Annotated in this window: 22 protein-coding genes and 1 pseudogene; 12 read left to right on the top strand and 11 right to left on the bottom strand. The window is 51.9% G+C overall.

The window, feature by feature from the left end; translation table 11 throughout:
* Positions 1-10: 10 nt before the first annotated feature.
* Entirely contained in the window at positions 11-664 is a 654-nt protein-coding gene (locus SBI19_RS14340) for an SGNH/GDSL hydrolase family protein (RefSeq protein ID WP_317969296.1), read from the top strand.
* Positions 665-777: 113 nt separating this feature from the next.
* Here SBI19_RS14340 and SBI19_RS14335 read toward each other — a convergent pair whose 3' ends face one another.
* Complete coding sequence (locus tag SBI19_RS14335) at positions 778-2,034, bottom strand: methyl-accepting chemotaxis protein (protein ID WP_317969294.1); 1,257 nt, start codon at positions 2,032-2,034, stop codon at positions 778-780.
* 385 nt (positions 2,035-2,419) lie between these two features.
* Between SBI19_RS14335 and SBI19_RS14330 the strand changes: the two genes are divergently transcribed.
* Positions 2,420-2,839, top strand: coding sequence for an O-methyltransferase (locus SBI19_RS14330; RefSeq protein WP_317969292.1), 420 nt, complete (start codon positions 2,420-2,422; stop codon positions 2,837-2,839).
* 77 nt (positions 2,840-2,916) lie between these two features.
* Here the strand turns inward: SBI19_RS14330 and SBI19_RS14325 are convergent, their stop codons facing one another.
* The 3 genes from SBI19_RS14325 to SBI19_RS14315 all read right to left on the bottom strand — a co-directional run bounded on the left by SBI19_RS14325 (position 2,917) and on the right by SBI19_RS14315 (position 4,846).
* Positions 2,917-3,138, bottom strand: a complete 222-nt coding sequence (locus SBI19_RS14325) for an alpha/beta-type small acid-soluble spore protein (protein ID WP_317969290.1) — start codon at positions 3,136-3,138, stop codon at positions 2,917-2,919.
* Between the two features lie 143 nt (positions 3,139-3,281).
* Positions 3,282-3,788 (bottom strand): DUF1980 domain-containing protein, encoded by a 507-nt coding sequence (locus SBI19_RS14320; protein ID WP_317969288.1) that lies wholly within the window; start codon positions 3,786-3,788, stop codon positions 3,282-3,284.
* A gap of 29 nt (positions 3,789-3,817) precedes the next feature.
* Positions 3,818-4,846: a permease gene (locus SBI19_RS14315; protein ID WP_317969286.1), complete on the bottom strand. Its 1,029-nt coding sequence runs from the start codon at positions 4,844-4,846 to the stop codon at positions 3,818-3,820.
* A 677-nt stretch (positions 4,847-5,523) separates the two neighbouring features.
* Here SBI19_RS14315 and trpS point away from each other — a divergent pair.
* On the top strand, positions 5,524-6,513 hold the full coding sequence (trpS, locus tag SBI19_RS14310; protein WP_317969284.1) for a tryptophan--tRNA ligase: 990 nt from the start codon (positions 5,524-5,526) through the stop codon (positions 6,511-6,513).
* A gap of 405 nt (positions 6,514-6,918) precedes the next feature.
* Here the strand turns inward: trpS and SBI19_RS14305 are convergent, their stop codons facing one another.
* Complete coding sequence (locus SBI19_RS14305) at positions 6,919-7,107, bottom strand: hypothetical protein (protein WP_317969282.1); 189 nt, start codon at positions 7,105-7,107, stop codon at positions 6,919-6,921.
* 132 nt (positions 7,108-7,239) lie between these two features.
* Between SBI19_RS14305 and SBI19_RS14300 the strand changes: the two genes are divergently transcribed.
* Positions 7,240-7,458: an alpha/beta-type small acid-soluble spore protein gene (locus SBI19_RS14300; RefSeq protein WP_191204431.1), complete on the top strand. Its 219-nt coding sequence runs from the start codon at positions 7,240-7,242 to the stop codon at positions 7,456-7,458.
* 124 nt (positions 7,459-7,582) lie between these two features.
* On the opposite strand, the gene SBI19_RS14295 is transcribed toward SBI19_RS14300, so the two are convergent.
* The gene (locus SBI19_RS14295; protein WP_317969279.1) at positions 7,583-8,569 is read right to left on the bottom strand and encodes a metal-dependent hydrolase; all 987 of its coding nucleotides are present in this window, start codon (positions 8,567-8,569) and stop codon (positions 7,583-7,585) included.
* 119 nt (positions 8,570-8,688) lie between these two features.
* Between SBI19_RS14295 and SBI19_RS14290 the strand changes: the two genes are divergently transcribed.
* Positions 8,689-9,003 carry a hypothetical protein gene (locus tag SBI19_RS14290; protein WP_317969277.1) on the top strand — a complete coding sequence of 105 codons (315 nt, stop codon included), beginning with the start codon at positions 8,689-8,691 and terminating at the stop codon, positions 9,001-9,003.
* A gap of 3 nt (positions 9,004-9,006) precedes the next feature.
* On the opposite strand, the gene gerQ is transcribed toward SBI19_RS14290, so the two are convergent.
* Together gerQ and SBI19_RS29655 are read right to left on the bottom strand one after the other, a co-directional pair.
* The gene (gene gerQ, locus SBI19_RS14285; RefSeq protein ID WP_317969275.1) at positions 9,007-9,528 is read right to left on the bottom strand and encodes a spore coat protein GerQ; all 522 of its coding nucleotides are present in this window, start codon (positions 9,526-9,528) and stop codon (positions 9,007-9,009) included.
* Positions 9,529-9,548: 20 nt separating this feature from the next.
* Positions 9,549-9,768: pseudogene (locus SBI19_RS29655) on the bottom strand (hypothetical protein).
* Positions 9,769-10,019: 251 nt separating this feature from the next.
* Between SBI19_RS29655 and cyoE the strand changes: the two are divergent.
* The gene (gene cyoE / locus SBI19_RS14280; RefSeq protein WP_317969273.1) at positions 10,020-10,880 is read left to right on the top strand and encodes a heme o synthase; all 861 of its coding nucleotides are present in this window, start codon (positions 10,020-10,022) and stop codon (positions 10,878-10,880) included.
* A gap of 27 nt (positions 10,881-10,907) precedes the next feature.
* Positions 10,908-11,528: an SCO family protein gene (locus SBI19_RS14275; protein WP_317969271.1), complete on the top strand. Its 621-nt coding sequence runs from the start codon at positions 10,908-10,910 to the stop codon at positions 11,526-11,528.
* Positions 11,529-11,583: 55 nt separating this feature from the next.
* On the opposite strand, the gene SBI19_RS14270 is transcribed toward SBI19_RS14275, so the two are convergent.
* The 3 genes from SBI19_RS14270 to SBI19_RS14260 form a co-directional block, all read right to left on the bottom strand.
* Positions 11,584-11,955: a toprim domain-containing protein gene (locus SBI19_RS14270; protein ID WP_317969269.1), complete on the bottom strand. Its 372-nt coding sequence runs from the start codon at positions 11,953-11,955 to the stop codon at positions 11,584-11,586.
* Positions 11,956-12,101: 146 nt separating this feature from the next.
* Positions 12,102-12,224, bottom strand: a complete 123-nt coding sequence (locus SBI19_RS14265) for a YjcZ family sporulation protein (RefSeq protein WP_317969267.1) — start codon at positions 12,222-12,224, stop codon at positions 12,102-12,104.
* Between the two features lie 138 nt (positions 12,225-12,362).
* Complete coding sequence (locus SBI19_RS14260; RefSeq protein ID WP_317969265.1) at positions 12,363-13,568, bottom strand: MFS transporter; 1,206 nt, start codon at positions 13,566-13,568, stop codon at positions 12,363-12,365.
* Positions 13,569-13,794: 226 nt separating this feature from the next.
* Between SBI19_RS14260 and SBI19_RS14255 the strand changes: the two genes are divergently transcribed.
* The 5 genes from SBI19_RS14255 to SBI19_RS14235 all read left to right on the top strand — a co-directional run bounded on the left by SBI19_RS14255 (position 13,795) and on the right by SBI19_RS14235 (position 21,837).
* Complete coding sequence (locus SBI19_RS14255) at positions 13,795-14,232, top strand: hypothetical protein (protein WP_317969263.1); 438 nt, start codon at positions 13,795-13,797, stop codon at positions 14,230-14,232.
* Positions 14,233-14,317: 85 nt separating this feature from the next.
* On the top strand, positions 14,318-15,514 hold the full coding sequence (locus tag SBI19_RS14250) for a transglutaminase domain-containing protein (protein WP_317969261.1): 1,197 nt from the start codon (positions 14,318-14,320) through the stop codon (positions 15,512-15,514).
* A gap of 109 nt (positions 15,515-15,623) precedes the next feature.
* Positions 15,624-17,780 (top strand): peptidoglycan D,D-transpeptidase FtsI family protein, encoded by a 2,157-nt coding sequence (locus tag SBI19_RS14245; protein WP_317969259.1) that lies wholly within the window; start codon positions 15,624-15,626, stop codon positions 17,778-17,780.
* A 183-nt stretch (positions 17,781-17,963) separates the two neighbouring features.
* Positions 17,964-19,502, top strand: coding sequence for a stalk domain-containing protein (locus tag SBI19_RS14240; RefSeq protein ID WP_317969257.1), 1,539 nt, complete (start codon positions 17,964-17,966; stop codon positions 19,500-19,502).
* A gap of 286 nt (positions 19,503-19,788) precedes the next feature.
* A complete protein-coding gene (locus SBI19_RS14235) occupies positions 19,789-21,837 on the top strand; it encodes a peptidoglycan D,D-transpeptidase FtsI family protein (protein ID WP_317969255.1) in 2,049 nt (682 codons plus the stop codon).
* The last annotated feature ends 11 nt before the right edge of the window (positions 21,838-21,848 follow it).

Genomic DNA, 21,848 nt, shown 5'->3' with positions numbered 1-21,848 from the left:
AGTGCTGAACTTGCTATTCGGACAAGGGGACAAAATTGTACTGATCGGCGATTCCATCACCGACTGCGATCGGGGACGACCGATTGGCGAAGCGGGCAACGGCGGCGCTGGACACGGTTATGTTGAGCTTGTTGATGCATTCTTGCAATCGGCCTACCCTGAGCGCAAGCTTCGGGTAGTCAATGTCGGCACAAGCGGCCATACGGTCCGCGACCTGAAGGCACGCTGGCAGACCGATGTCATCGATCAGAAGCCGGACTGGCTGACGATCATGATCGGTACGAATGATGTATGGCGGCAATTCGATCGACCGATGCTTCCAGAGCTTCAGGTGCCGATCGATGAGTACGAGCGTACGCTTGAAGAGCTTGTCGTGCAGACACAGCCGCTCGTCAAGGGCATCGTGCTGATGACACCATTCTTCGTGGAACCTTGCCGCGAGGATCGGATGCGGATGCAGATGGACCGGTACGGCGCTGTCGTCCGCGCTGTTGCTGAACGTAACGGCACGCTGTTCGTTGATACGCAGGCGGCATTCGACCGTGTGCTCGAGCATATTTATTCGGCACAGCTGACATGGGACCGTGTTCATCCGAACAAAGCGGGTCATCTGATTCTTGCTCGCACGCTGCTGGACGCAGTCGGATTCGATTACGCGAAGTGAGCGTAAACTGCTATATGATACAAGAAAAACCCGGCCTGAACGACGATGAAGTTTCGTTGTTCAGACCGGGTTTCTTTGTGTCCACCGGATTAGGTATTCAACTGCGGCTTGGATTAAAGCTTGAATACTTGAATCGTTCTTTGCAGTTGGTTGACGCTAAGCATCATCCGATCCGCTTCTTCGACTACTGCTTGAACGGAGCTGATCTGTTCATTCATCGATGCCGACATTTGCTCCGTGCCTGCTGCCGATTGCTGCGTAATCGCCGAGATGTTCTGGATCGCCGAGGAGATGCGCTGCGCGCTCTCGAGCATGACGTCGCTCTCTTCGGAGAACCGGGCGATCTGCTCAGCGATGAATTCGATGCTAGACATCATCTCGCCGAAGATTCGCTCCGACGATTCAATTGTTTCCGCCTGCACCTGTACGGCTTGTTCGTTGATGATGATGTTCTCGATCGCTTGCTTAATACCGCGTTCGATGCCGCGTACGAGCGTGAATACCTCTTTCGTCGAAGTCGACGACTCTTCGGCAAGCTTACGCACTTCTTGTGCGACAACCGCGAAGCCTTTGCCATGCTCGCCGGCGCGTGCCGCCTCGATCGAAGCATTCAGCGACAGCAGGTTCGTCTGCTCCGCGATTTCGGAGATCGTGCGCGTAATCTTCGTAATGCCTGCCGCGTCACGAGCCAGCTCGCGAACCGTCTCCGATACTTTAGACGTTGCATCAGCGTTGCTCTGCATGCTGGTCTTCTGGTTGCCGACAGCATGCACGCCTTGCTGCACGAGTTGAAGCGTATGCTCCGAGCGATCGTTCATTCCTTTGACGGAGCTTGCATAAGAAGCAACCTTATCTTCGATGTCGCGGATCGAATCGGTCATCGACGATACTTCGGATGAAATTTCGTTCGCGCCCGTTGCCAGTTCCGTGGAGGATGCGGCTACCTGCTCCATCGCGACTTTCATCGCTTGGTTCTTATCGAAGATGCTGCGGCTTGCTTCGCTGACTTGGCGGGAAATCTTCGATGTATCGGTAATGATGTCGCGAAGTTTGTCGATCATGCTGTTGAAGGAATGGCCCAGCTCGCCGAGCGATGCGGAGGATACGTCGACGCGTTGCGAGAAGTCGCCTTTGGCCAAGCTCGATGCGGTGGTACGCAATTCATAAAATGCATCTGTAAGCGCTTTCTCGACGAGGTTGACGAGAGGAAGGATTGCAATAGCTAATATAATTGCGACAATTATCGCGGCTAGAACCGATCCTCCGCTTAACGCCGTCACAAGAATCAATGCAATGGAAAATAATAAAACAATTGAATAAAAACCTAAAAATAATTTTCTTTTGGTTGATAAAGCGGAGAACCATTGCATAAGTAAGCGCTCCTTTATAGTAAATTTAGACATAGTATATCACTGGACCCAATTTGGGTCTATAAGATTAATTCATGAATCTGACAAGGAAATTCCAACGGAAATCTAAAATTTACTTAAATTTCCGACAAATCATGCGCAGAATTGTTGTAAAATTAAATAAATTGTCATATGATGGTGCTAATTAACTACATATGTAGTTCTTCCGGTGGATAACGTTCTCGCACGATAAAATGTAAGCGTTATCTATCGTACCAGACAAGGGAGGGATCACTAAATCGTTGGGACAGAAGGTCATTGGACTTAAGTGTTAATGCGTTTAAGTGTGAGTGGAAGACATGCATACTGAACCGAACCATATCTATTGATAAGCGGAGGGAATTAATTGACTAATTTGGACCATATTCCATTAGCAAGACAAGTTGATTATGTGTTTAGACAACTGGAGGGTGAATTGAAGAACGCAGCGGCAGGAACGGTACACATTCAGCTTCGCAACAATGCAGTCGGCAAGTTTGGAATGAAGCATCATCCGATCGAAAGCCGCAATGGCGAGCTCAAGCCAGTGGAAGCCGGATTGAATGCGCAGCAGGTTGAAGCTTTCCGCAAGATGGCCATCGAGGCGTTGAAGCTGAAGCGCGATTGGACGCACGGAGATATTTCTTATGATTTTGCCGTTCGTCCTGGCACAGGCGCATGGTCGGCAAGCATTATGTACGAGTCCAACTACAATATGTCGAATCATACAGGGGCGCTATTCCAATACGTACCGAAGCAGCCTCGTAATCGCTGGGAAGAACGCTAAAACCATAAGTTATGCCAATGAGAAAGGGGCGTCTCATCACAGTAGATGAGGCGCCCTTATTGTGTTTCACTTCTGTATTAGAATCTCGCGGATTGTCCCGACAGCTGCTGCTCGGCGAGTTGAACAAGCCGCCTCGTAATGTTACCGCCGATCGTTCCGACATCACGAGTCGTCATATTGCCATAGTAGCCGTCCTGTGGGAGTTGGATGCCAAGCTCTTGCGCGATTTCGAACTTTAACTGCTCCAGCGCCATTCTAGCTTGCGGCACAACGAGTGTATTCCGGGATTGTCCTGCCATGGAAGTCATCTCCTTCGGTGATTGCCGGATCGTAAGCGTTTGCTCCGTATTCTCTAGCCGAATGGATTATCGATTAGATTAACTTTATTATGGATGATTTGGTTTGAAATATCCGAGTTGGCCAAATTATTTTATTTTGCCGATTACTGCTCCCCCTTAACATGGGAATGAACGGTTGTGCCGAGCTTGCCGTTCAGATCGGAATCGAGCGGCTTGTGCGGCATGAAGAACCCGACCGTCAGAAGCAGAAAGAATAGGCCATACAGCAAGATGCTCCGGGCTGGCGAAGGGTTATGGTCGTGATCGTGATGATGGGAATGATCATGGGAGTGGTGGTGATTGTGGTCGTGATGAACATGTAGATTGTGCGTATGATCATGTTCATCATGATGATCATGTCCGCAAGCACAGCCTGCATCCATCTTCTCGGCTCGCTGCGGCCACATTCGCAAGAAGGAGAAGGCTTGATAGGCGCCCGCCGCAAGCAGAGCGAGCGCGGACAACTTAACGGCTTGCTCGATACGCGGCGTTACGAACAGCGCAAGCTCGCCTGTTCGTTTGAGATGAAGGATTAGCAGCGCGAATCCGATCAAGACGACAGCCCGCAGCATGCGATGCAGGAGGTGAGCGGCTGAGCTTTCGATTTTCACAACGCATCATTTCCTTTCCATGCAGCGAGTTATGTGATGAGATGGGCTGTCAGCCACGACAACGAGAATACAAGCACTGCCGTCAGTATGACGACAGCTGCGACAATGCGAGCGCGGAAAGCTGAGAACAGCATCAATGTATTTTTCAAATCGATCATGGGTCCGAATACAAGAAAGGCGAGCAGCGGCCCTGCAGTGAACAGATGGCTGAAGGATGCGGCTACGAAGGCGTCAGATGTAGAGCAGAGCGATAAGAAGTAAGCGAATGCCATCATGAACAGCTGGGACAGTGTTTCATGGGACGCGATCGCATCCAGTGATGAACGATCTACTCCGGTCTGAATCAAGGCTGTCAGCAGCGCGCCGAATATTAAATATTTGCCCATGTCGAAGAACTCCTCGGAAGCATGCCCCAGCGTGGATGCGAACCTCGTTCCAAGCGGTTGACGTTCCGATTGACCCGATGAATGATGTCCGTGATGAGGATGTTCGTGAATAGGAGTGGAATGCCCCGTCCGCAGCGGACTGGCTTTCATATAGCGGCTGAGCACTAGGCCAATGAGGAATGCGACTAGAAAACCGAGTCCCATTCGTCCATACAGAATGCCCGGCTGCGCATGGAAGGCCGTATAGGTTGAGGCGAATACGATGGGATTAACGATTGGACCGGCAAGGATGTAGACGATACCGATATAGGCCGGCATTCCTTTGCGTATCAGACGTCTGACGACGGGGATCATGCCGCACTCGCACAGCGGAAACAATAGTCCAAGCAGTGCGCCGAAGACAGAGCCGAGAAAGGGGCTGCGTGGCGCAAGACTGCGAATCGCCTGCTCGGAGACGAATACTTGCAGAAGCGCTGATACGATAACACCTAGCAGCATGAAAGGAAGCGCCTCGAGTACGACGCTGAGAAACAGCGTTGTAAAGGCATTAAGCTCGGAAGTCCCAATCGTCGGCAGGTAGATGGGGCGATTGAAGGCGATCAGGATTAGCAGCGCCGCACATCCTGCCGTTAAGGCTGGCGGCGACCAGCGGAGCAATAGACGCAAAGGCATAGTGAGACCTCCTAACTGCTGCCTTGGTGAATCCACTAAGCGCAGCATCGACTCGGCTTGATTTGTACATGGACTAGCGCTTGCACATTATTGTCAATATATGCGCATGTCCCATCCATTAGGACAACATAATGGCTCTTGAAATTAGAAACGACGCTTCGTCTCGAGGCAAGAAGGCAGACGTTTCGACCTTGACAATCGGGACTCGGAGAGTATAATCGTTGTAAACGCGATGAACGGAACAAGTAAGCGTGCGAGGCTGCTCGCAGAGAGCCGGTGGATGGTGCAAACCGGTACAGCGCGCGCGACGAATGGATCCGGGAGCGGACAGTGGAACGCAGGCAATTCGATGGCTATAAGCTGAGACGGCGATTAGCGCATGAGTTGCCGATGCCAATACTGATCCGATTGTTCCTCGTTACGGAACTTAAGGCATGCTCATAATCAACGACCCTACCTAGGATGGGTTGCTTTGTGCAGACATGCGAATTAGGGTGGTACCACGGCTCCTCGTCCCTTGCGACGGGGGCCTTTTTTGCGTACATGGATACGCTAGGATGCGGATGCAGCTCGGCCAGGCTGCTTCCAATGCCTCGATAATAACGGAATCAAATAATGATTAAAATTCAATTTAGGTTCAAAAAGTACGAACTACCTCTTAAAAGGAGTGAATGTCAATGAAACGTGTATTATCCGGTATTCAACCAAGCGGGCAGCTGACGCTGGGCAACTACATTGGCGCTATGCAAAATTTCGTGAAGCTGCAGGAGACAGAAGAGTGTTACTTCATGGTCGTTGACCTGCATGCCATCACGGTTCCGCAAGAGCCGGCAGCTCTGCGCGAGCAGACGGAAGCGGTAGCGGCGCTGTTCATCGCGGCGGGCATCGACCCAGCGAAGTCGAGTGTGTTCGTACAATCGCATGTACGTGCTCACGCCGAGCTCGGATGGATGTTCACGACGCTCGCCTATATGGGCGAATTGGAACGCATGACGCAATTCAAAGACAAATCCGCAGGCAAAGAATCGGTCGGCGCAGGTCTGTTCGTCTATCCAACGCTGATGGCTGCCGATATCTTGATCTATAATGCAGACCTCGTTCCTGTTGGCGACGACCAGAAGCAGCATCTTGAGCTGTCCCGTGATCTTGCTCACCGGTTCAATACGAAGTACGGCGACTACTTCAAAGTGCCAGAGCCATACATTCCGAAGGTTGGCGCTCGCATCATGTCGCTTGACGATGCAAGCAAGAAGATGAGCAAGAGCAATCCGAATCCAGGCAGCTTCATCGCACTGCTCGACCCGCCGGACGTTGTCCGCAAGAAAATCAGCCGCGCGACAACGGACTCCGGCCGCGAAGTGAAATACGATCCTGCGAATAAGCCGGAAGTGAGCAATCTGCTCAGCATCTACTCGCATTGCGCAGGTCAGTCCATTGAGCAGATCGAAGCGAAGTACGACGGTCAAGGGTATGGCGCATTCAAGAAAGATTTGGCTGAAGCAGTTGTCTCCGTACTGGAACCGCTGCAAGCCAAATACAATGAAATTCGCAGCTCCGGCGCGATTCACGACATTTTGAAGCAAGGTGCAGAACGCGCTTCTGTTGTAGCCGACAAGACGCTTGCAGACGCCAAAGAGCTTATGGGCTTCCTTGCGCCTAAGCGCTAAGATTCTACCCGCTTAAATCCTCCTAATTGGGGTGTGAAAATGTGAAAGCAGCGGTCCTGTGGACCGCTGCTTTTTATTATGTTTGAGGTGGGCCTGTCATCTACGTCTGCCTGCCACTGAAGCCGTAGGTGCAAATCTGCACCTACGAACCGCCAAAGGCGCGTGCGGCCCAGCTGTAGGTGCAAATCTGCACCTACGAACCGTTAAAAGCGCGTGCGGCCCGACCGTAGGTGCAAATCTGCACCTACGAACCGTTAAAGCCGCCAACACATTCCACGGATGGGAACGTAGGATAGCTGAAGACGGGATGAAGCACATACATTCAAAGAAACGACCGCATCGAATCCGATGCGGTCGTTTCTCGATACAAGCTAGTACCACGCTCAATCAAAAGCAGTAGACAATTTACTTAACGGCTTGTCCTTCGTTGCGACGACGACTTCTAGCTTTCACAACAAACCCAAAACCTACGTTGCATACCGTCAGGAGGGCAAGAAGGATAGCGATCCAGCCATTGTGACTGATCATGACAGCGGTAGCGCCCATCAGGACGGTGGACGAAACGGCGAACCACAGCGACAGCATCTTTGACATTGAAAATCACACTCCAAAATCTTTTCTTAAAATATTTTGAACGCTAGCATATATATTCGAAACACGAGCCATAATAACTTTGCAAGCTTGCAACCCATCACAAAGTGCAGAGGATGAAAGGAGTTTTTTCTTATGGCAAGCCAATCCCGCAGCAGCAATCAACTGGTGGTACCACAAGCAAGCCAGGCTTTGGAACAATTGAAAATGGAGGCTGCGCAGTCTCTCGGCGTGCAAATCCCTGCCGATGGCTACTACGGTAACGTCTCCACTCGCGACGCAGGCTCGCTTGGCGGCTACATCACGAAAAAGCTGGTGCAAATCGCTGAACAGCAGCTGTCCGGTCAACGTTAAGCTTTAACCATACACAGACGAGAAAGCTCAAGGGAAACCTTGAGCTTTTTTGTTCGAATTATAAGGTTGTTCTTGCGATGCAGCTTATTTCATTGTGCAGAAAAAAAAGCCCCGCGTCAATACGTCAGTACGTATTCATGCGGAGCCGCTTCTCAAGTCGTTTGTCGCTTAGCCATCCAACATATGAACCAACCGTCTTGTAATCATTGTCCATCATAAGGACGGCAACGAACGGATATTGCTTACGATGCCGGTACCGTACGTCGCTCCATCGCACCTCGTAGCCCCAAGTATGCACCTTCACGTCGGCGCATGCGAATGAGGTCAGGTAGAGGAAGGACTGGATCGACGGATCGTTCTTGGATCGATCGACTGCCGGATGGTCGGAACACGATACACAATCCTGCCAGCGGAGCGCGTTCGATCTTAGATCTCCAATCATGAAGATACCGTTCTTCTTACGCTTCACGACATTCCAGGCAGTCAATGATATCGTCGGAATGAGCCAGTAACGATCGCCTTCTTCATGTTCTTTATCAATCGCCATTACATGCGCCTGCTGGCGATGATGAACGACCGTTCGCCACACATAATACAGCGCGAGCAGGCTGTATAACAGGGAGAACGTTGCGGCCGGATTAACGAGGCCGAACGCCCAGAGCGAGATGGCGATCACATGCGTAGTGAAGATTACCGGATCGAAGATGTGGATAATGTTCCACGATATCCATTTGTTCGAGAATGGCCTGACGGCTTGCGTTCCATAGGCGTTGAACAAGTCCGTTATCACGTGCACGCATACAGCCAGCAGGATCCACCCCGTGAGATGAAGCCATGGCAGGCTCCCGCGGTATAGCAATTGAAGGACAATCGCTATCAATGCGGTCCAGCCGATAATGGCCGGAATGGAATGCGAAGCGCCGCGATGGTTGCGGATATAGGATGCATTGCCTTTAAATCGAAGCAGCGTATCGAAGTCAGGCGCTTGCGAGCCGACAACGGTGCCGATCAATACGGCGGTATGGAACGTCGCATTGTCAGCGATAACCGGGTCAACTGCAGCAAGGCCGCCGAGTCCGAGTCCGATGACGAGATGCGTGCCTGTATCCAATCGGGATTCCTCCTTCGTTGTGCTATAATGTTGGTCGGCGATCGCTCTTAGTGTCGGTCTGCCGACGCAATATCATACCCGGAACTTGAACACCAATAAGGAAAGGAAGCGTACCTTCCATGTACATATGTTTTGCGGAATATCGCATATTGCCAGAGCATCGAACGTCTTATCTTGTTTTCTCGGACGAGCTTGTCCGGTCATCGAATGGTTCCCTTATTGTATATGAAGGAACGGATCAGCCGTCGCTGTTCGTGGAGCTGTGGACGGCCGATACGGAAGAAGAGGCGGATCGTATCAAAAAAGAACGCTGCAGCGAGCGTTCTCCGTGGCGGCGCGCCGACAGCTGGGTGCAGGGAGGCAGAGAGAAGGTTCATGTGTGGACCTTCCGTCCCGTCATCCCTGCCCCAGCCGATGCGGCTGAACCTCAATAGTCTTTATCTCGATGTCGAGATCGGCGTAGTGTTCGAAATCGTACCGCCATCGAATGGATATTCGTAGTTGATCGGACCATCGAATGTGACGTAGTCGAGGTTCAGCATGAGGAGCAGGTAGCGCATGCCTGTAGTCGGATCGCTAATAATAATGTGGTCGCGGCCAGCAGCTTCGATTACGCCTTTGAAAATTTTCGCGTTCCATTGGCTGTTGTTCTCGTACGTCATGTAGAACGTGCCGACTTTGCCGCGGTTCAGACGAAGGATATTTTCGACATAGGACTCTTCAGCCGCTCCCAGTGCGCCTGTACCTGCGCCGGCCGGCGGCATTTGCGGCAGCTGCGGCATTCCCATCATCGTAGGCATGCCTCCCATCCCCATCATTGGCGGGATTGTCGCGTTCAGCGTCGTCGTCGTAGGAGCATTCACGCTAGCGCCAGGGAATGGTGCTGGCGTTGCTGCGCTGAAGCCGTAGGAATAGCCGTAGCCTTGCGATGCTGGACTTACTGCGTTGTGGTAAGACATTGTTAATTCCTCGCTTTTCATTAAGTATTGATGAATACGAATGGACAATTAGCTTCATACACGTGTGGGCAATCGTCGCCGGATGGGACGAAGAAGCAGTATGATTTGGAACGCCCCGAGTTGTGCTGGTTATACCAGGTGGCGGGACAGTTGCCGCCGAGGTTTCTTTCACCTTCAGCCTCAGCACGCATGAGCCGGGCCAGCATCCTGATCATAGGCGATCGCTTTGATGACTGCCATGCTGCTAAATCGCTCACTCCTTCTGGGCTATCAACTACATACCCATCGTATGCGGGAGCGCTGGAATGGTGACTCGACGCGAAAGCAACAAGAAATTGCGCGGTGTTCGACAAATTGCCATTGGAACGTGTCAAATTATTGAACAGCAGGGACGAACATTGTCAATGCTATTATTTTTCTGTATGATTAGTACGATTCGCCAAGGTATGCCGACAACGGCTGCCTGCTGCAATGGAACGGGAGGCTTTCTTGTGTGGAAGGATTGGATAGAGCTAACAAAGCCGAATCTGCTGCGGCTTAACGTATTTGCTGCTTTCGGCGGTTTCTGGGTTGCTTCAAAATGGCATTTTGATTGGTGGACTTTGCTGTACATGCTGATCGGCACGACGCTGGTTATGGCCTGCGCTACCGTGATTAATAACTATTGGGACCGTGAACTTGATAAGAAAATGACGCGTACCCAGCATCGCGCGCTGCCTAATGGCCGTCTTAATCCGAATGCAGTATTGGTATATGGTATTATTCTTGGGGTGCTTGGCTTGACTGTCCTGTTCACATTAGTGAACACGACTTGCGGAATATTGGGGATTATCGGGATGTTCGCCTATATCGTCATTTATACGATGTGGCTGAAGCGCACTTCGACATGGAGTACCTCGATCGGCGGGATCTCCGGCGCAATGCCGCCAGTAATCGGTTACTGCGCGGTTACGGACTCGATCGATATGGGGGCATGGATCTTATTTGCTTGGCTGTTCTTGTGGCAGCCTGCGCATTTCTGGTCGCTGGCGATTCGCCGGGTTGAAGAGTATCGCGCTGCGGGATTCCCGCTGCTGCCGGTCGTCAAGGGGATTGAACGGACGAAGCTGCAGATGATTCCGTATATCGCATTGCTCATTCCGACAGGCATTCTGCTGTACGCGTATGATTATGTAGGGATCGCCTTCTTGATCATTTCGACGCTGCTGAGCACGGGATGGCTCGTTCAGACGCTGATGGGCTTGCGCGCAGCGAATTTGGACAAGTGGGCGAAGACGAATTTCCTTATTTCAGTCAATTATTTAATGATTATCTTTATCGTAATGATGGTGGATACCGCGCATATCGGTTAGATCGGGAGAGTTAGGAGAGGTCGGGCGATGCAGTTTCTGTTGAAACATTCCTTCAAGCTTGCCATCGGGTCGCTAGTTGTACTCATGGGGATTTATTTGTATTTGACTTATGGAGGTTCGGAATCTACGCCGAAGCTTCCGAATATGCAAGCTGCACCTGAGTTTACGCTGCAGGATGCCGTTAACGGCGGAGATGTGAATTTCTCGGATTCGAACGGCAAAGTTCGTCTCATCTACTTCTATTGGGCGAACTGCCCGGACGTCTGCCCGCCAACGACGCAGCTCATGTCGCAAGTGCAGGACAAGCTCATTGCGGATAAGAAATTCGGCTCGGATGTTGAGCTAATGTCCATTACGTTCGATCCGGTGCGCGATACGCCAGAGGCTATCAAAAAGTATTCGGAGAAGTTCCATGCGGACTATACCGGCTGGAAGTTCCTGCGGGGCGACGAGAAGTATACAGCAGATCTCATACCGCAATTCAAAGGGATGATGTTGTTCAAGGATGAGAAAACGAATGAGTTCTCTCACCTGGATCTGCTCATTCTTGTTGACCGAGACGGCAATGTACGCAAATATATCGACGGCGCGCATGAGGAAACGATGTCCGCTGATTCGATTATGAAAGATATTGAATCGGTTATGTAATTAGCGCAAGCCGCTTCGCCGAATTGGTGAAGCGGCTTTTTACTGTCCTGTCACGCTAGTCGAAATCCTCTTTGCTGAACGGAATCGAGCTTGGATCAGGGTATACAATGTAGGGGTCGAGACCTGCCTTCTCCAATTGTTCGATCAAGTAAGACTCCGGCGTACTCTCAACACCGGGATAGCCTCGGCGCGTATATAGATGCTCGGCGTCGGGGAATAGATCACGGAGCAGTCCCCGAATGCGCCTGCCAGAAGAATCGTTATCCATGAACAAATAAACCTGTCGGTCGCCAACCTGCTTGCGCAGCGTCTCCAGCTGACTGCTGCCTGGCGTTCCATATGTACAGAACACGGGAACCTCTTCCTGAAGAACGCGCCGCAGCCGGCTTCGATCGTTCTTGCCTTCTACAATAATGGCGATATCCATGCGCGAAGCACCTCCAGCGGCGTTAGTTGCATCTATTGTAACCGTGCGGCGCCGACAATTCCACAGAAGCAGACATCGTTATCCCGCATCACCCAAAAACAGCCCGCTGCAGCGCAGCGAGCTGTTTGAAGGACTGTTATTAGTGATTAGCAGAAACAGCCGGAGAACACGATCACGAGGAGAATGAACAGTACGAGAATTACACCAGTGGACGTCCAGAGACCGCCAACGTGGCCGCAGCCTTTGTGAGCTGGATCAACATAGTTCATTTATATTGTCACCCCTTTACTGTTCATGAGAGTCACTTGCGCCTGCCATTACGTTTGTCACTCCGTAACGACTGTCATCTCGTGACACAATGTATCTTATGTCGGAGGGGTGGTTGTGCCTTGTGCGAATACCCAGATTTACGAAAAATGGGTTCTAGCTGAGATGCGTCGCGGACCATGGAACGGCAAAATTGCTGCTGCGACCATCAGTACGACGAAGGCGATGAAGTAAGGCGACATGCGGTCGCGCAGAACGCCTGCAGCCATCGGTCCGAGGAAAGCGCCGACCGAATAAGCGATAGATAGCAGCGAGAATGTTCGTCCGTACTTCTTGCCGCCGCTAAGATCAATAAGGAGCGTTGGGACGGCGGGCCATATAACCCCTTTCACCATGCCGAGCATAAACAGCATGCCTGCCAGCGGGATAGGGACGCCGACGGCAAGCGCGAAATAAACGACAGCCAGCAATACAGACCCCCACAAGGTGCGAAGGTAAGGCGAATATTTGTTCAGGAACAGCATGCTCAGTGTAACGAGGGCGCCGAAGCTGACGACGGAGAACAGCAGGCCGGTTGCCATGATGGAGTGTCCCCCATGCTGATCGGCCATTAGGGGCAGCTCGAATGACAGAATGCCTTGCGCGCAGCTGGTGGCGATCGGCAGCGCATAGACGAGCCATGGCAGCGGGCGGTCTTCCTCCAACGATTCGTTCAGGTCGGGAGAAGTAGAAACGATCTCGGTCTGAAGCTTGCCTGCATCCTGCTTCGCCATTTTGATTGGCATCGGCGTTGACGTCAGCTTGCGCTCGTGAATGAACAGAAGCGCACAGATAGCTGTAGCGATGAGCAGCCAGCCCAGCCATTCGAATGCGCGCGTAAAGCCGATCTGAGCAACGAGCAGCGCGCCTGCCGCAGGAGAGAAGACGGAGGCGAATGTGTGAACGAGTCCGTTGCCTGCCATCAGCTTGCCTTGCTGAATGCGGTCTGTTGCAATACGAGCCAGGAGCGCCATACAGGCAGGCGACAGGAAAGCGAGCACGAAGCCGCTCACGGAGCGAAGCGCCAACAGCTGCCAAGGATTAGCGACATGGGCTTGCAGCAGCAGAACGACACCTGCCAGCAGCAGGCTCAGTACAATAAACAGCCGGCTCCCGAACCGATCGACGCCAACGCCGGCGATCAAGTTGCCAGGCAGGTGGGTAATGGAGTAAATGCCCATCATTAATCCGATGAACGACGGGGCTGCTCCGAGAGAGACGGCGAACGGCGTAAGAATCGGATATTGCGCATGAAGGTCAAAGAAAGCGATAAATAAAAACAAGTAAAGCCACACAGCGGTCTTCACAGCAGCCAAGCCCTCCTTCGTTAAAAGTCTGCTCTATGTACTTGTACGCGGCGCATGGACAGGATATGCCGCCTGTCCGCCTCGCAAAGCGTCGGGCTTCCGTTTACCGACCGCCATTCCTCGGTTATAATGGATAATAGTTCTGATCGTGTTCGATGCTTCTTGATCAAAAGCGGTCTTTGAAATGTAAGAGAATGCGCCGTATAATAAGGGGGATATCTTCTAGATGGATTTCGTCTATGACACAGAGACGTGGAAAACATTTTTCGAGGACAATTGGCTGATTCTTGCGCTCGCGCTTGTCGCCTTGTTCGTTATTATTGGAATTGTGCGCACCGTCGTGAAATGGGCGCTCGTTGCGATTATCGTCATCGGAGTTATTGCATACAGCGGTTACTCGCTCGAAGATGTGAAGTCGATTGGCGGTAAAGTGGCAGACAGCGTGAAGCAGGAAGCGATCTCGGCTATGGCAGGCGAGGCGTCGGAAGCGACGTATACGAAGAATGGCGATGGCTCCTTTACCGTGAAGACGGACAATTTGGAGCTGACAGGCAAGCCCAATGCCGATGAGGTGGAAGTCAAGTTCCGCGGCACGAAGATCGGCAGTTGGAAGATCGACGATACGATCCGGACATTGATCGATACAGCCAAGAGCAACAGTTAGGTAATCCTGCATTAGGCTGTGGCTGCCGATAGGGTATAAAGATGGCAGTCAAGCGGATCGTGTTGCAGCTAGAGGAGCGGATCATATGGCATCCTGGATACATGCAATAACGACGTTCGAGCCAGTGGCGCTGATCATTATGGCGCTGCTGCTCGTTTCGCTTGTGCAAGGGCTGGTCAAAGGCGCATCGGGCTCCGCGAAGCGCCTTTTCTTTTTTGTATGGGACGGCGTTCTCATGCTATTATCCTTCTTCGCGGCATGGAAGACCGCAGCCCTGCTCTCTCCTGTGATTGCGAAGCTGCTTGCAGGCGTTCATCCTCCCGAGAAGGAGGTAGGCTCGCTTGTTCAGTTATGGTATACATTCGTGACGAGCTTAAGCGACTTCGCTCTATTCCGTTATGGCGTTCTCATGCTGCTGCTGTACGGCGTCTTCCGGCTTGCCGCTGCCCGTCTGGCGTCGCCGCTCGAGCGGCGGGTCGAACGGCTTGGAGGACGGCGTTCCAGAGGAATGGACGGCCGTGCGGTCCTTGACTTTGATGAAGGTCGTCGTCTGCTTCCCGGAGGCAGAATGGCAAGCCGCGCTGTCGGCGGCATTATTGGCGCGGTACATGGCGCCGTCCGGTCGCTGCTATTAATCGCTGCGCTATTCGTGTACGCGACGCTGTCCCCCAGCGGTCCGTTCACGGAGCACATTCGATCGTCAGACGTGTATAGCGAAGCATCCGCGCAGCTGCTGGAGCCAGTGGCGGGGCAATTGCTAGCGGATCGGGGACCGGTCCTGACCGAAGCGGTCGGCGATGAGCTGCAGCGGATCATTCAGCGCAAGTACGAGATCAAAGACTATGCGATACCGGATAATATCGCGGAGGCATCGCTTGCCGTCACGAAGAATGCAACGACCGATGAAGAGAAGGCAAGGGCCCTATATCGCTGGGTCGGTACGCGTATTGCATATGATTGGGATAAGGCGCGTAACTATGAGGAACATGGCATATGGAAGGAGCAGACGCCGGCGGATACCTTCCGGACGAGACTTGGCGTTTGCATCGATGTGTCCCGTCTGTATGCGGTAATGGCTCGGGCGACAGGGCTTGAAGTGCGTGTTGTAACTGGCATGGGCGGCACTACCGCTAGCGGCTTCGGACCGCATGCATGGAACGAAGTTAGAATTGCGGGTCCTGAGGGTAATGCTATATGGGTGCCGCTGGATGCGACTTGGGCGATGTCGGGCGATTGGTTTAATCCGCCAGGGTTCGAGAGCACGCATATCCCATCGGTTTGATAACCGCTTAGGGCAACTTATGAAGCTCTACCCACGTTGTAAAGATTGATCGTTATAATCCTGATACGGTTCAGCCGTCTATCGGGAGAGGAAGGAGAAGCTACGGCACATGCAGGACGATCCACAAAAACGCGAAATTGTGAACAGGCGGCATTTTTCGTTCCGGCTGAACGCGTACTTTTTTGTTATTTTTCTTTTGTTCAGCGTACTTATTATACGGCTTGCCATTCTGCAATTCGTAGAAGGTCCTGGGCTTAAAGCGGAGGAGAACAACATCGGCTCGCAGAAGGTGATGATTCCGCCGATTCGAGGCGACATTCTCGATTCGACGGGCTATCCGATCGCGTATTCGACATCGACGCAATCGCTCTACTTCAAGCTCGATCCGGATATTCGGAAGAAGCTGCCGAAGGACTCCACCGCGAAGGAGCAGCAAGCGGTCATCGAAGAGCGGATGCGCCCGTTCGCCGAGCAGCTCGCTTCGATATTCGCTGAATACGGCGACCCTGCTAAGCAGATGACGGCGGACGATGTCATTCGCCAGCTCGACCTCGGGTTTAAGAAGAACACGATCTCGACGCCGCGTCGAATCAAGACGGACCTGACGAACGATGAAATCGCTTATTTCATGGAAAATCGCGATCTGTTTGATGGCATCGATATCGTCGAAGAAAGCGTTCGGCATTATGACAATAGCACCATCGCCGTTCAGTTGGTCGGTTATTTGAAGAAATTCAATTCCGCCGTTAATACGAAAGGTTTGGATTTCTATAAGGATAAGAAAGAGAATACGACGGATCCGAAGCTCAAATATCTGGACCAAGAAGATGTCGGCATGGACGGCATCGAGCTGATGTATCAAGATGTATTGCGCGGCAAGAACGGGCTTAAGATTTATCCGATCAATGCACTCAGCAAAATCATCGGACCGCCGACGATTACGAACCCTGAGAAGGGCGACGATCTGTATCTGACGATCAACAAGAATGTGCAGCTGCGGACGGAAGATGCAATTACGAATCATCTTGCGTATCTGAAGACAAGTCCGGACATTCTGAAGGTGAATCAGAAGCCGAAAACCGGCTATGCGGTTGCGATGGAAGTCAAGACGGGCAAAGTCATCGCAATGGCGAGCATGCCGGATTACAATACGAACGTCTGGTCCGGCGGCAGCATTAGCCAAGAAGATTATGACAACATCGAATATTATTTGAAGAACGGAACGATTCGTGACGTGCTCGCGCCATACGAGGATGAGAAGGAAGCGGGCAAACATGCGCCGTCGATGGTCATGCTCGGTTCGACGCAGAAGCCGCTCTCCATTCTGGTCGGCTTGAACGAGAAGCTGTTCACGACATCAACGACGTATCCCGACACCGGTACATTCACCTTCGGTAAGAAGAACAGTCAGGTCGTTATTCGGAACGCATTGAACCATGCTTACGGTACACTCGACCCGGCTCATGCCATCGGCAAATCGTCCAACCCATTCATGGCGGCGATGGTCGGTGACCGCATGTATCGCAAGTATACCGGTCTCGATGGCGTAAACAAGTGGGACGCCTACATGAAGGAATTCGGTCTTGGCATCAAGACCGGCAGCGATCTGCCGTTCGAGAACGAAGGCATCATCGAGTATTACCACGAAGCAGAGACTGCAAGCACGCAGTCCGCACTTATTCGTGCTTCCTTCGGTCAACAGGCTCGTTACACGGTGCTGCAGCTTGCGCAATATACAGCCACGCTGGCCAGCCGCGGCAAGCGGATGAAGCCGCAGTTCGTCGATAAGATCGTCGATTCCGATGGTCATGTCGTTCAGAGCATTGAGCCGGAAGTGCTGAATACGGTCGACTTCCCGGAAGAGTACTGGGAAGAGGTTGAACAAGGCATGCGGCTCGTTAACGTGAGTGCAGCATTCTCTGGCGTTAACTACACGTATGCAAGTAAGACGGGTACATCGCAGCAATCCGTCGGGGGCAAAATCGTCGATAACGCGGTGTTCATCGCTTATGCGCCAGCCGTTAATCCGGTGCTGGCTGTCGCAGTCGTCGTACCAGAGGGCGGCTTCGGCGCCAAAGGCGCTGCGCCGATCGCCCGCCAAATTTTCGACGCGTATGACGATGAGATCGGTTTGAACGGGACGCCTCGCAAGGCGAGCTCCTCTAACAATTCGACATCTGGCGTAACGAACGGAACCCAGCAGTCGCCGACAGGCGGCGCACCCGTAACGGGCGGTACGACAGACGAGGACGCGAACGTCGATTAATTAATCTCATGTAAACATGTATATCAACATCAATAAGGCTCTTCCAGCTGTTATGTCCTACGATCGGGGCAGGCTGGGAGGGCCTTTTGTCGTGAATTTTCAGTTTGCATTAATAGACAATGCGTTTATTGGAATGATAGGATAGTCTTGATAGATTAATAGGAGAGCTGGAGGAACGAATTAGTGAAACAGCATTTTGCAAAATGGGTAGTTGCCTCGACGCTGGCAGCATCGGTTGCCATTGCACCACTCACGAGCGGCGGAGCGCTGACGGCGCACGCAGCAACGAATCAGGCAGCATCCGTTCAGTCGGACATTGCCGTTTACCTCGACGGTAAGAAGCTTGCGCTCTCGCAAACCCCGTATATACATAATGGGGTCACGTTCGTACCTATGTCAGCTATTTTCAAAGCATTGGATGCCAGTGTGACTTACGAGCCAAGCACGAAGACGATCATCTCCCGCAAGGGCATGACGACGATTTCTTTGAAGGTCGGTTCCAGCACGGCAACGGTAAACGGGAAGAACATGAAGCTCGCAGCGCCTGCTGAATTGGTCAAAGGCACGACTTATGTACCGCTGCGATTCGTTGGCGAAGCATTAGGGGCAGAAGTCGCTTGGAAAGCTGCTGAGCGGAAAGTCGTGATTACCTCCTATGAAGCGCTTATGGAGCAAGAACAGCAGCAGTGGGAGCAGGAGCGCGCAAGTCAGATTCTGACGACAACGCAGAACGTTGCGCTCAATGATGAGAAGGTCGTTATGATTCAGACGGATCTTGGACAAGGCAGCGGCGTTATTATCGGTTCGAACGAGATCTTGACGAACTACCATGTTATGTATGAGGCTTCATCTGCTAAGGCTTATGACGTTGATGGACGCACGTTCGAGATCGAAGGGGTTGTTGCGAGCAATGAATCGGATGACCTCGTCATCGTCAAGACGAAGAAGCCGCTGGGCATCGAACCAGTCTCGTTCGCAAGTCCATACGATATCAGTAAAGGGGACGCGGTTGTTGCGATCGGCAGCCCGCTCGGTGTGCAGAACACGGCGACCGACGGTATTGTCAGCAACATCACCGAAGAAGGAGAAACTACATACATCCAGATCAGTGCACCGATTGATCACGGCAGCTCCGGCGGCGGCTTGTTCAATCAGTATGGCGAGCTTATCGGCATTAACACGCTAGGGTACGACGATGTGAATATGGACATCAACTTTGCGGTTTCGATTTCCGATGTGCTTGATCTTCTCGTCGACTATATTGCTAAACCGGATCAGACGCCGAAATTCATTCCTTCCAAGCTGCCTGAATCGCTGAAGGACTTGTCGACGGAACAACTCGCGGCCTTCATGAAGAAGAATTTCGTGCAGATCGATACGACTGCCGATATGGCTGCGACATTGACGGATTGGACAGTCAAGCGCGATGACAAAGGATGGCTTGTATTCGAAGCGAACATTGACCCGATTTTCTACTCCCTTTATGGTGAGAAAACGAAGGATCAACTAGGACTGTGGGCGTTCAACACCGGTTATGAACTTCGCAAGCGTCTTGCCGATGAAACCATTCGCATTGTCATCAACTTCGACCGTGTCTATGATTTTGAGCCGCAGGGCTACGATCAAGGCGAAGTAACATCGCTTGGCGACGGCAAATGGCGTCTGCACTACACCGTTCTCGACTATCAAGGCAAGACATCCGCGGTCGTTAAGCTGCGCTAACAGCATTTTTCAATCTCTTAAGTACTCATTTCCTTCTTTCATACAGAATGAAGAGCCCTCTGCCGGCAGTTGCTGGCAGAGGGCTCTTCTTGCTTATGTGGTATGTCTGGCAATTAACTTGGAGTCACCTGCTTGTAATAAGGTTAGAATATTGGATCGTTTGGGTAATATTGCATGGTTGCATATGGATGTAGTGGAAACATATCGGATCAAGAGCGCGTTTAAGTAAGGAGAGTTCCACAGGACCTGGAAGTTAATTGGAAGAAGGAGGAGAATCGACAAACGCATGCAGGACGATCCGCAGAAACGCAAGATTGTGAACCGGAGGCACTTCTCGTTCCGGTTAAATGCTTATTTTTTTATTGTTTTTCTTATGTTCAGCGTGCTTATTATACGGCTTGCCATTCTGCAATTCGTAGAAGGTCCTTCGCTTAAGGCAGAGGAGATCAAAATTCGCTCGCAGAGGGTCACGATTGCGCCGATCCGCGGCAACATTCTAGATTCGACGGGACATCCGATCGCGTACTCGACATCGACACAATCACTCTACTACAAGCTCGATCCTGACATTCGCAAGAATCTGCCTAAGGGATCGACCGCGAAGGAGCAGAAGGTCATTATCGAGGAAAGGATGCGTCCGTTCGCCAATCAGCTTGCATCGATATTCGTGAAATACGGCAATCCTGCCGAGCAGATGACGGCCGATGATGTCATCCGTCAGCTCGACCTTGGATTTAAGAAGAATACAATTTCGACGCCGCGGAGAATAAAGACGGATTTGACGAACGATGAGATTGCCTATTTCATGGAAAATCGCGATCTATTCGATGGCATCGACATCGTTGAAGAGAGCGTGCGCCGTTATGACAATAGCTCTATTGCTGTTCAGTTGGTCGGATACTTGAAGAAATTCAACTCAGCCGTTAATACGAAAGGACTTAATTTCTATAAGGATAAGAAGGAGAATACGACGGATCCCAAGTTAACCTATCTTGATCAAGAAGATGTTGGCTTGGACGGCATCGAGCTGATGTACCAGGATGTGCTGCGTGGCAAGAACGGCCTTAAGATTTATCCGATCAACGCGCTCAGCAAGATCATCGGCCCGCCGACGATCACGAATCCGGAGAAGGGCGACGATCTGTATCTGACGATAAACAAGAACGTTCAGCTGCGGACGGAGGATGCGATTACGCGACATCTTGCTTATTTGAAAACAAGTCCAGACATTCTGAAGGCGAACCAGAAACCGAAGACCGGTTATGCGGTAGCGATGGAAGTAAACACGGGCAAGGTTGTGGCGATGGCGAGCATGCCGGATTATAACCCGAATGTTTGGTCCGGAGGCAGCATCAGTCAAGAAGATCTGGATAACAGCGAATATTATTTGATAAACGGAACGATCCGAGACGTACTTGCCCCTTACGAGGATGAGAAGGAAGCAGGCAAACATGCGCCGTCGATGGTCATGCTCGGTTCGACGCAGAAGCCGCTCTCCGTTCTGGTCGGCTTGAACGAGGGACTGTTCACGACTACGTCGACGTATCTAGATTCAGGTACGTTCACCTTTGGTAAGAAGGGCAGCGAAGTCCCAATCCAAAACGCTCTGAAACACGCTTATGGCAACCTTGATCCGGCGCATGCAATCGGCAAATCGTCCAACCCTTTCATGGCGGCGATGGTTGGAGACCGATTGTATAGCAAATATAGAGGTATCGCCGGTCTAGACAAGTGGGACGCCTATATGAAGCAGTTCGGTCTTGGCGTCAAGACGGGCAGCGATCTGCCATTTGAGAAGGAAGGCGTTATCGATTATTACCATGAAGCAGAGACGGCAAGCATACAGTCGGCGCTCATTCGTGCTTCTTTCGGTCAGCAGGCGCGATACACCGTGCTTCAGCTTGCGCAATATACAGCTACGCTGGCGAGCCGCGGCAAGCGCATGAAACCTCAGTTTGTCGAGAAGATCGTCGACTCGGACGGTCATACGGTCCAGACGATGCAGCCGGAGGTGCTCAATACGGTCGACTTCCCAGCGCAATATTGGGAAGAGGTCGAGCAAGGCATGCGTCTCGTTAACGTAAGCGAGGCATTCGCAGGCGTTAACTACACGTATGCGAGCAAGACGGGCACATCGCAGCAATCCGTCGGCGGCCGCATCGTCGATAACGCGGTGTTTATCGCTTATGCGCCAGCCGTTAATCCGGTGCTGGCTGTCGCAGTAGTTGTGCCAGAGGGCGGTTTTGGTGCCAAAGGCGCCGCGCCGATCGCCCGCCAAATTTTCGATGCGTATGATGATGAACTTGGGTTGTCAGGTACGCCCCGTAAGCAATAACACGCAAGAGC

This window comes from Paenibacillus sp. CCS19 (assembly GCF_033239625.1).
Taxonomy (GTDB): Bacteria; Bacillota; Bacilli; order Paenibacillales; family Paenibacillaceae; genus Paenibacillus_T.
The sequence above is the reverse complement of the archived record's forward strand: the minus strand, read 5'-3'. Positions and strand labels throughout refer to the sequence as shown.

What these genes read in the sequence shown, in the direction of transcription:
- SBI19_RS14335 (WP_317969294.1), bottom strand. Translation starts at nt 2,034, where the DNA reads ATGCAATGGTTCTCCGCTTTATCAACCAAAAGAAAATTATTTTTAGGT.
- SBI19_RS14290 (WP_317969277.1), top strand. Translation starts at nt 8,689, where the DNA reads ATGTACATATGTTTTGCGGAATATCGCATATTGCCAGAGCATCGAACG.
- SBI19_RS14275 (WP_317969271.1), top strand. Translation starts at nt 10,908, where the DNA reads ATGCAGTTTCTGTTGAAACATTCCTTCAAGCTTGCCATCGGGTCGCTA.
- SBI19_RS14250 (WP_317969261.1), top strand. Translation starts at nt 14,318, where the DNA reads ATGGCATCCTGGATACATGCAATAACGACGTTCGAGCCAGTGGCGCTG.
- SBI19_RS14235 (WP_317969255.1), top strand. Translation starts at nt 19,789, where the DNA reads ATGCAGGACGATCCGCAGAAACGCAAGATTGTGAACCGGAGGCACTTC.
- SBI19_RS14245 (WP_317969259.1), top strand. Translation starts at nt 15,624, where the DNA reads ATGCAGGACGATCCACAAAAACGCGAAATTGTGAACAGGCGGCATTTT.
- SBI19_RS14300 (WP_191204431.1), top strand. Translation starts at nt 7,240, where the DNA reads ATGGCAAGCCAATCCCGCAGCAGCAATCAACTGGTGGTACCACAAGCA.
- SBI19_RS14305 (WP_317969282.1), bottom strand. Translation starts at nt 7,107, where the DNA reads ATGTCAAAGATGCTGTCGCTGTGGTTCGCCGTTTCGTCCACCGTCCTG.
- SBI19_RS14255 (WP_317969263.1), top strand. Translation starts at nt 13,795, where the DNA reads ATGGATTTCGTCTATGACACAGAGACGTGGAAAACATTTTTCGAGGAC.
- SBI19_RS14265 (WP_317969267.1), bottom strand. Translation starts at nt 12,224, where the DNA reads ATGAACTATGTTGATCCAGCTCACAAAGGCTGCGGCCACGTTGGCGGT.
- SBI19_RS14270 (WP_317969269.1), bottom strand. Translation starts at nt 11,955, where the DNA reads ATGGATATCGCCATTATTGTAGAAGGCAAGAACGATCGAAGCCGGCTG.
- trpS (WP_317969284.1), top strand. Translation starts at nt 5,524, where the DNA reads ATGAAACGTGTATTATCCGGTATTCAACCAAGCGGGCAGCTGACGCTG.
- SBI19_RS14315 (WP_317969286.1), bottom strand. Translation starts at nt 4,846, where the DNA reads ATGCCTTTGCGTCTATTGCTCCGCTGGTCGCCGCCAGCCTTAACGGCA.
- gerQ (WP_317969275.1), bottom strand. Translation starts at nt 9,528, where the DNA reads ATGTCTTACCACAACGCAGTAAGTCCAGCATCGCAAGGCTACGGCTAT.
- SBI19_RS14325 (WP_317969290.1), bottom strand. Translation starts at nt 3,138, where the DNA reads ATGGCAGGACAATCCCGGAATACACTCGTTGTGCCGCAAGCTAGAATG.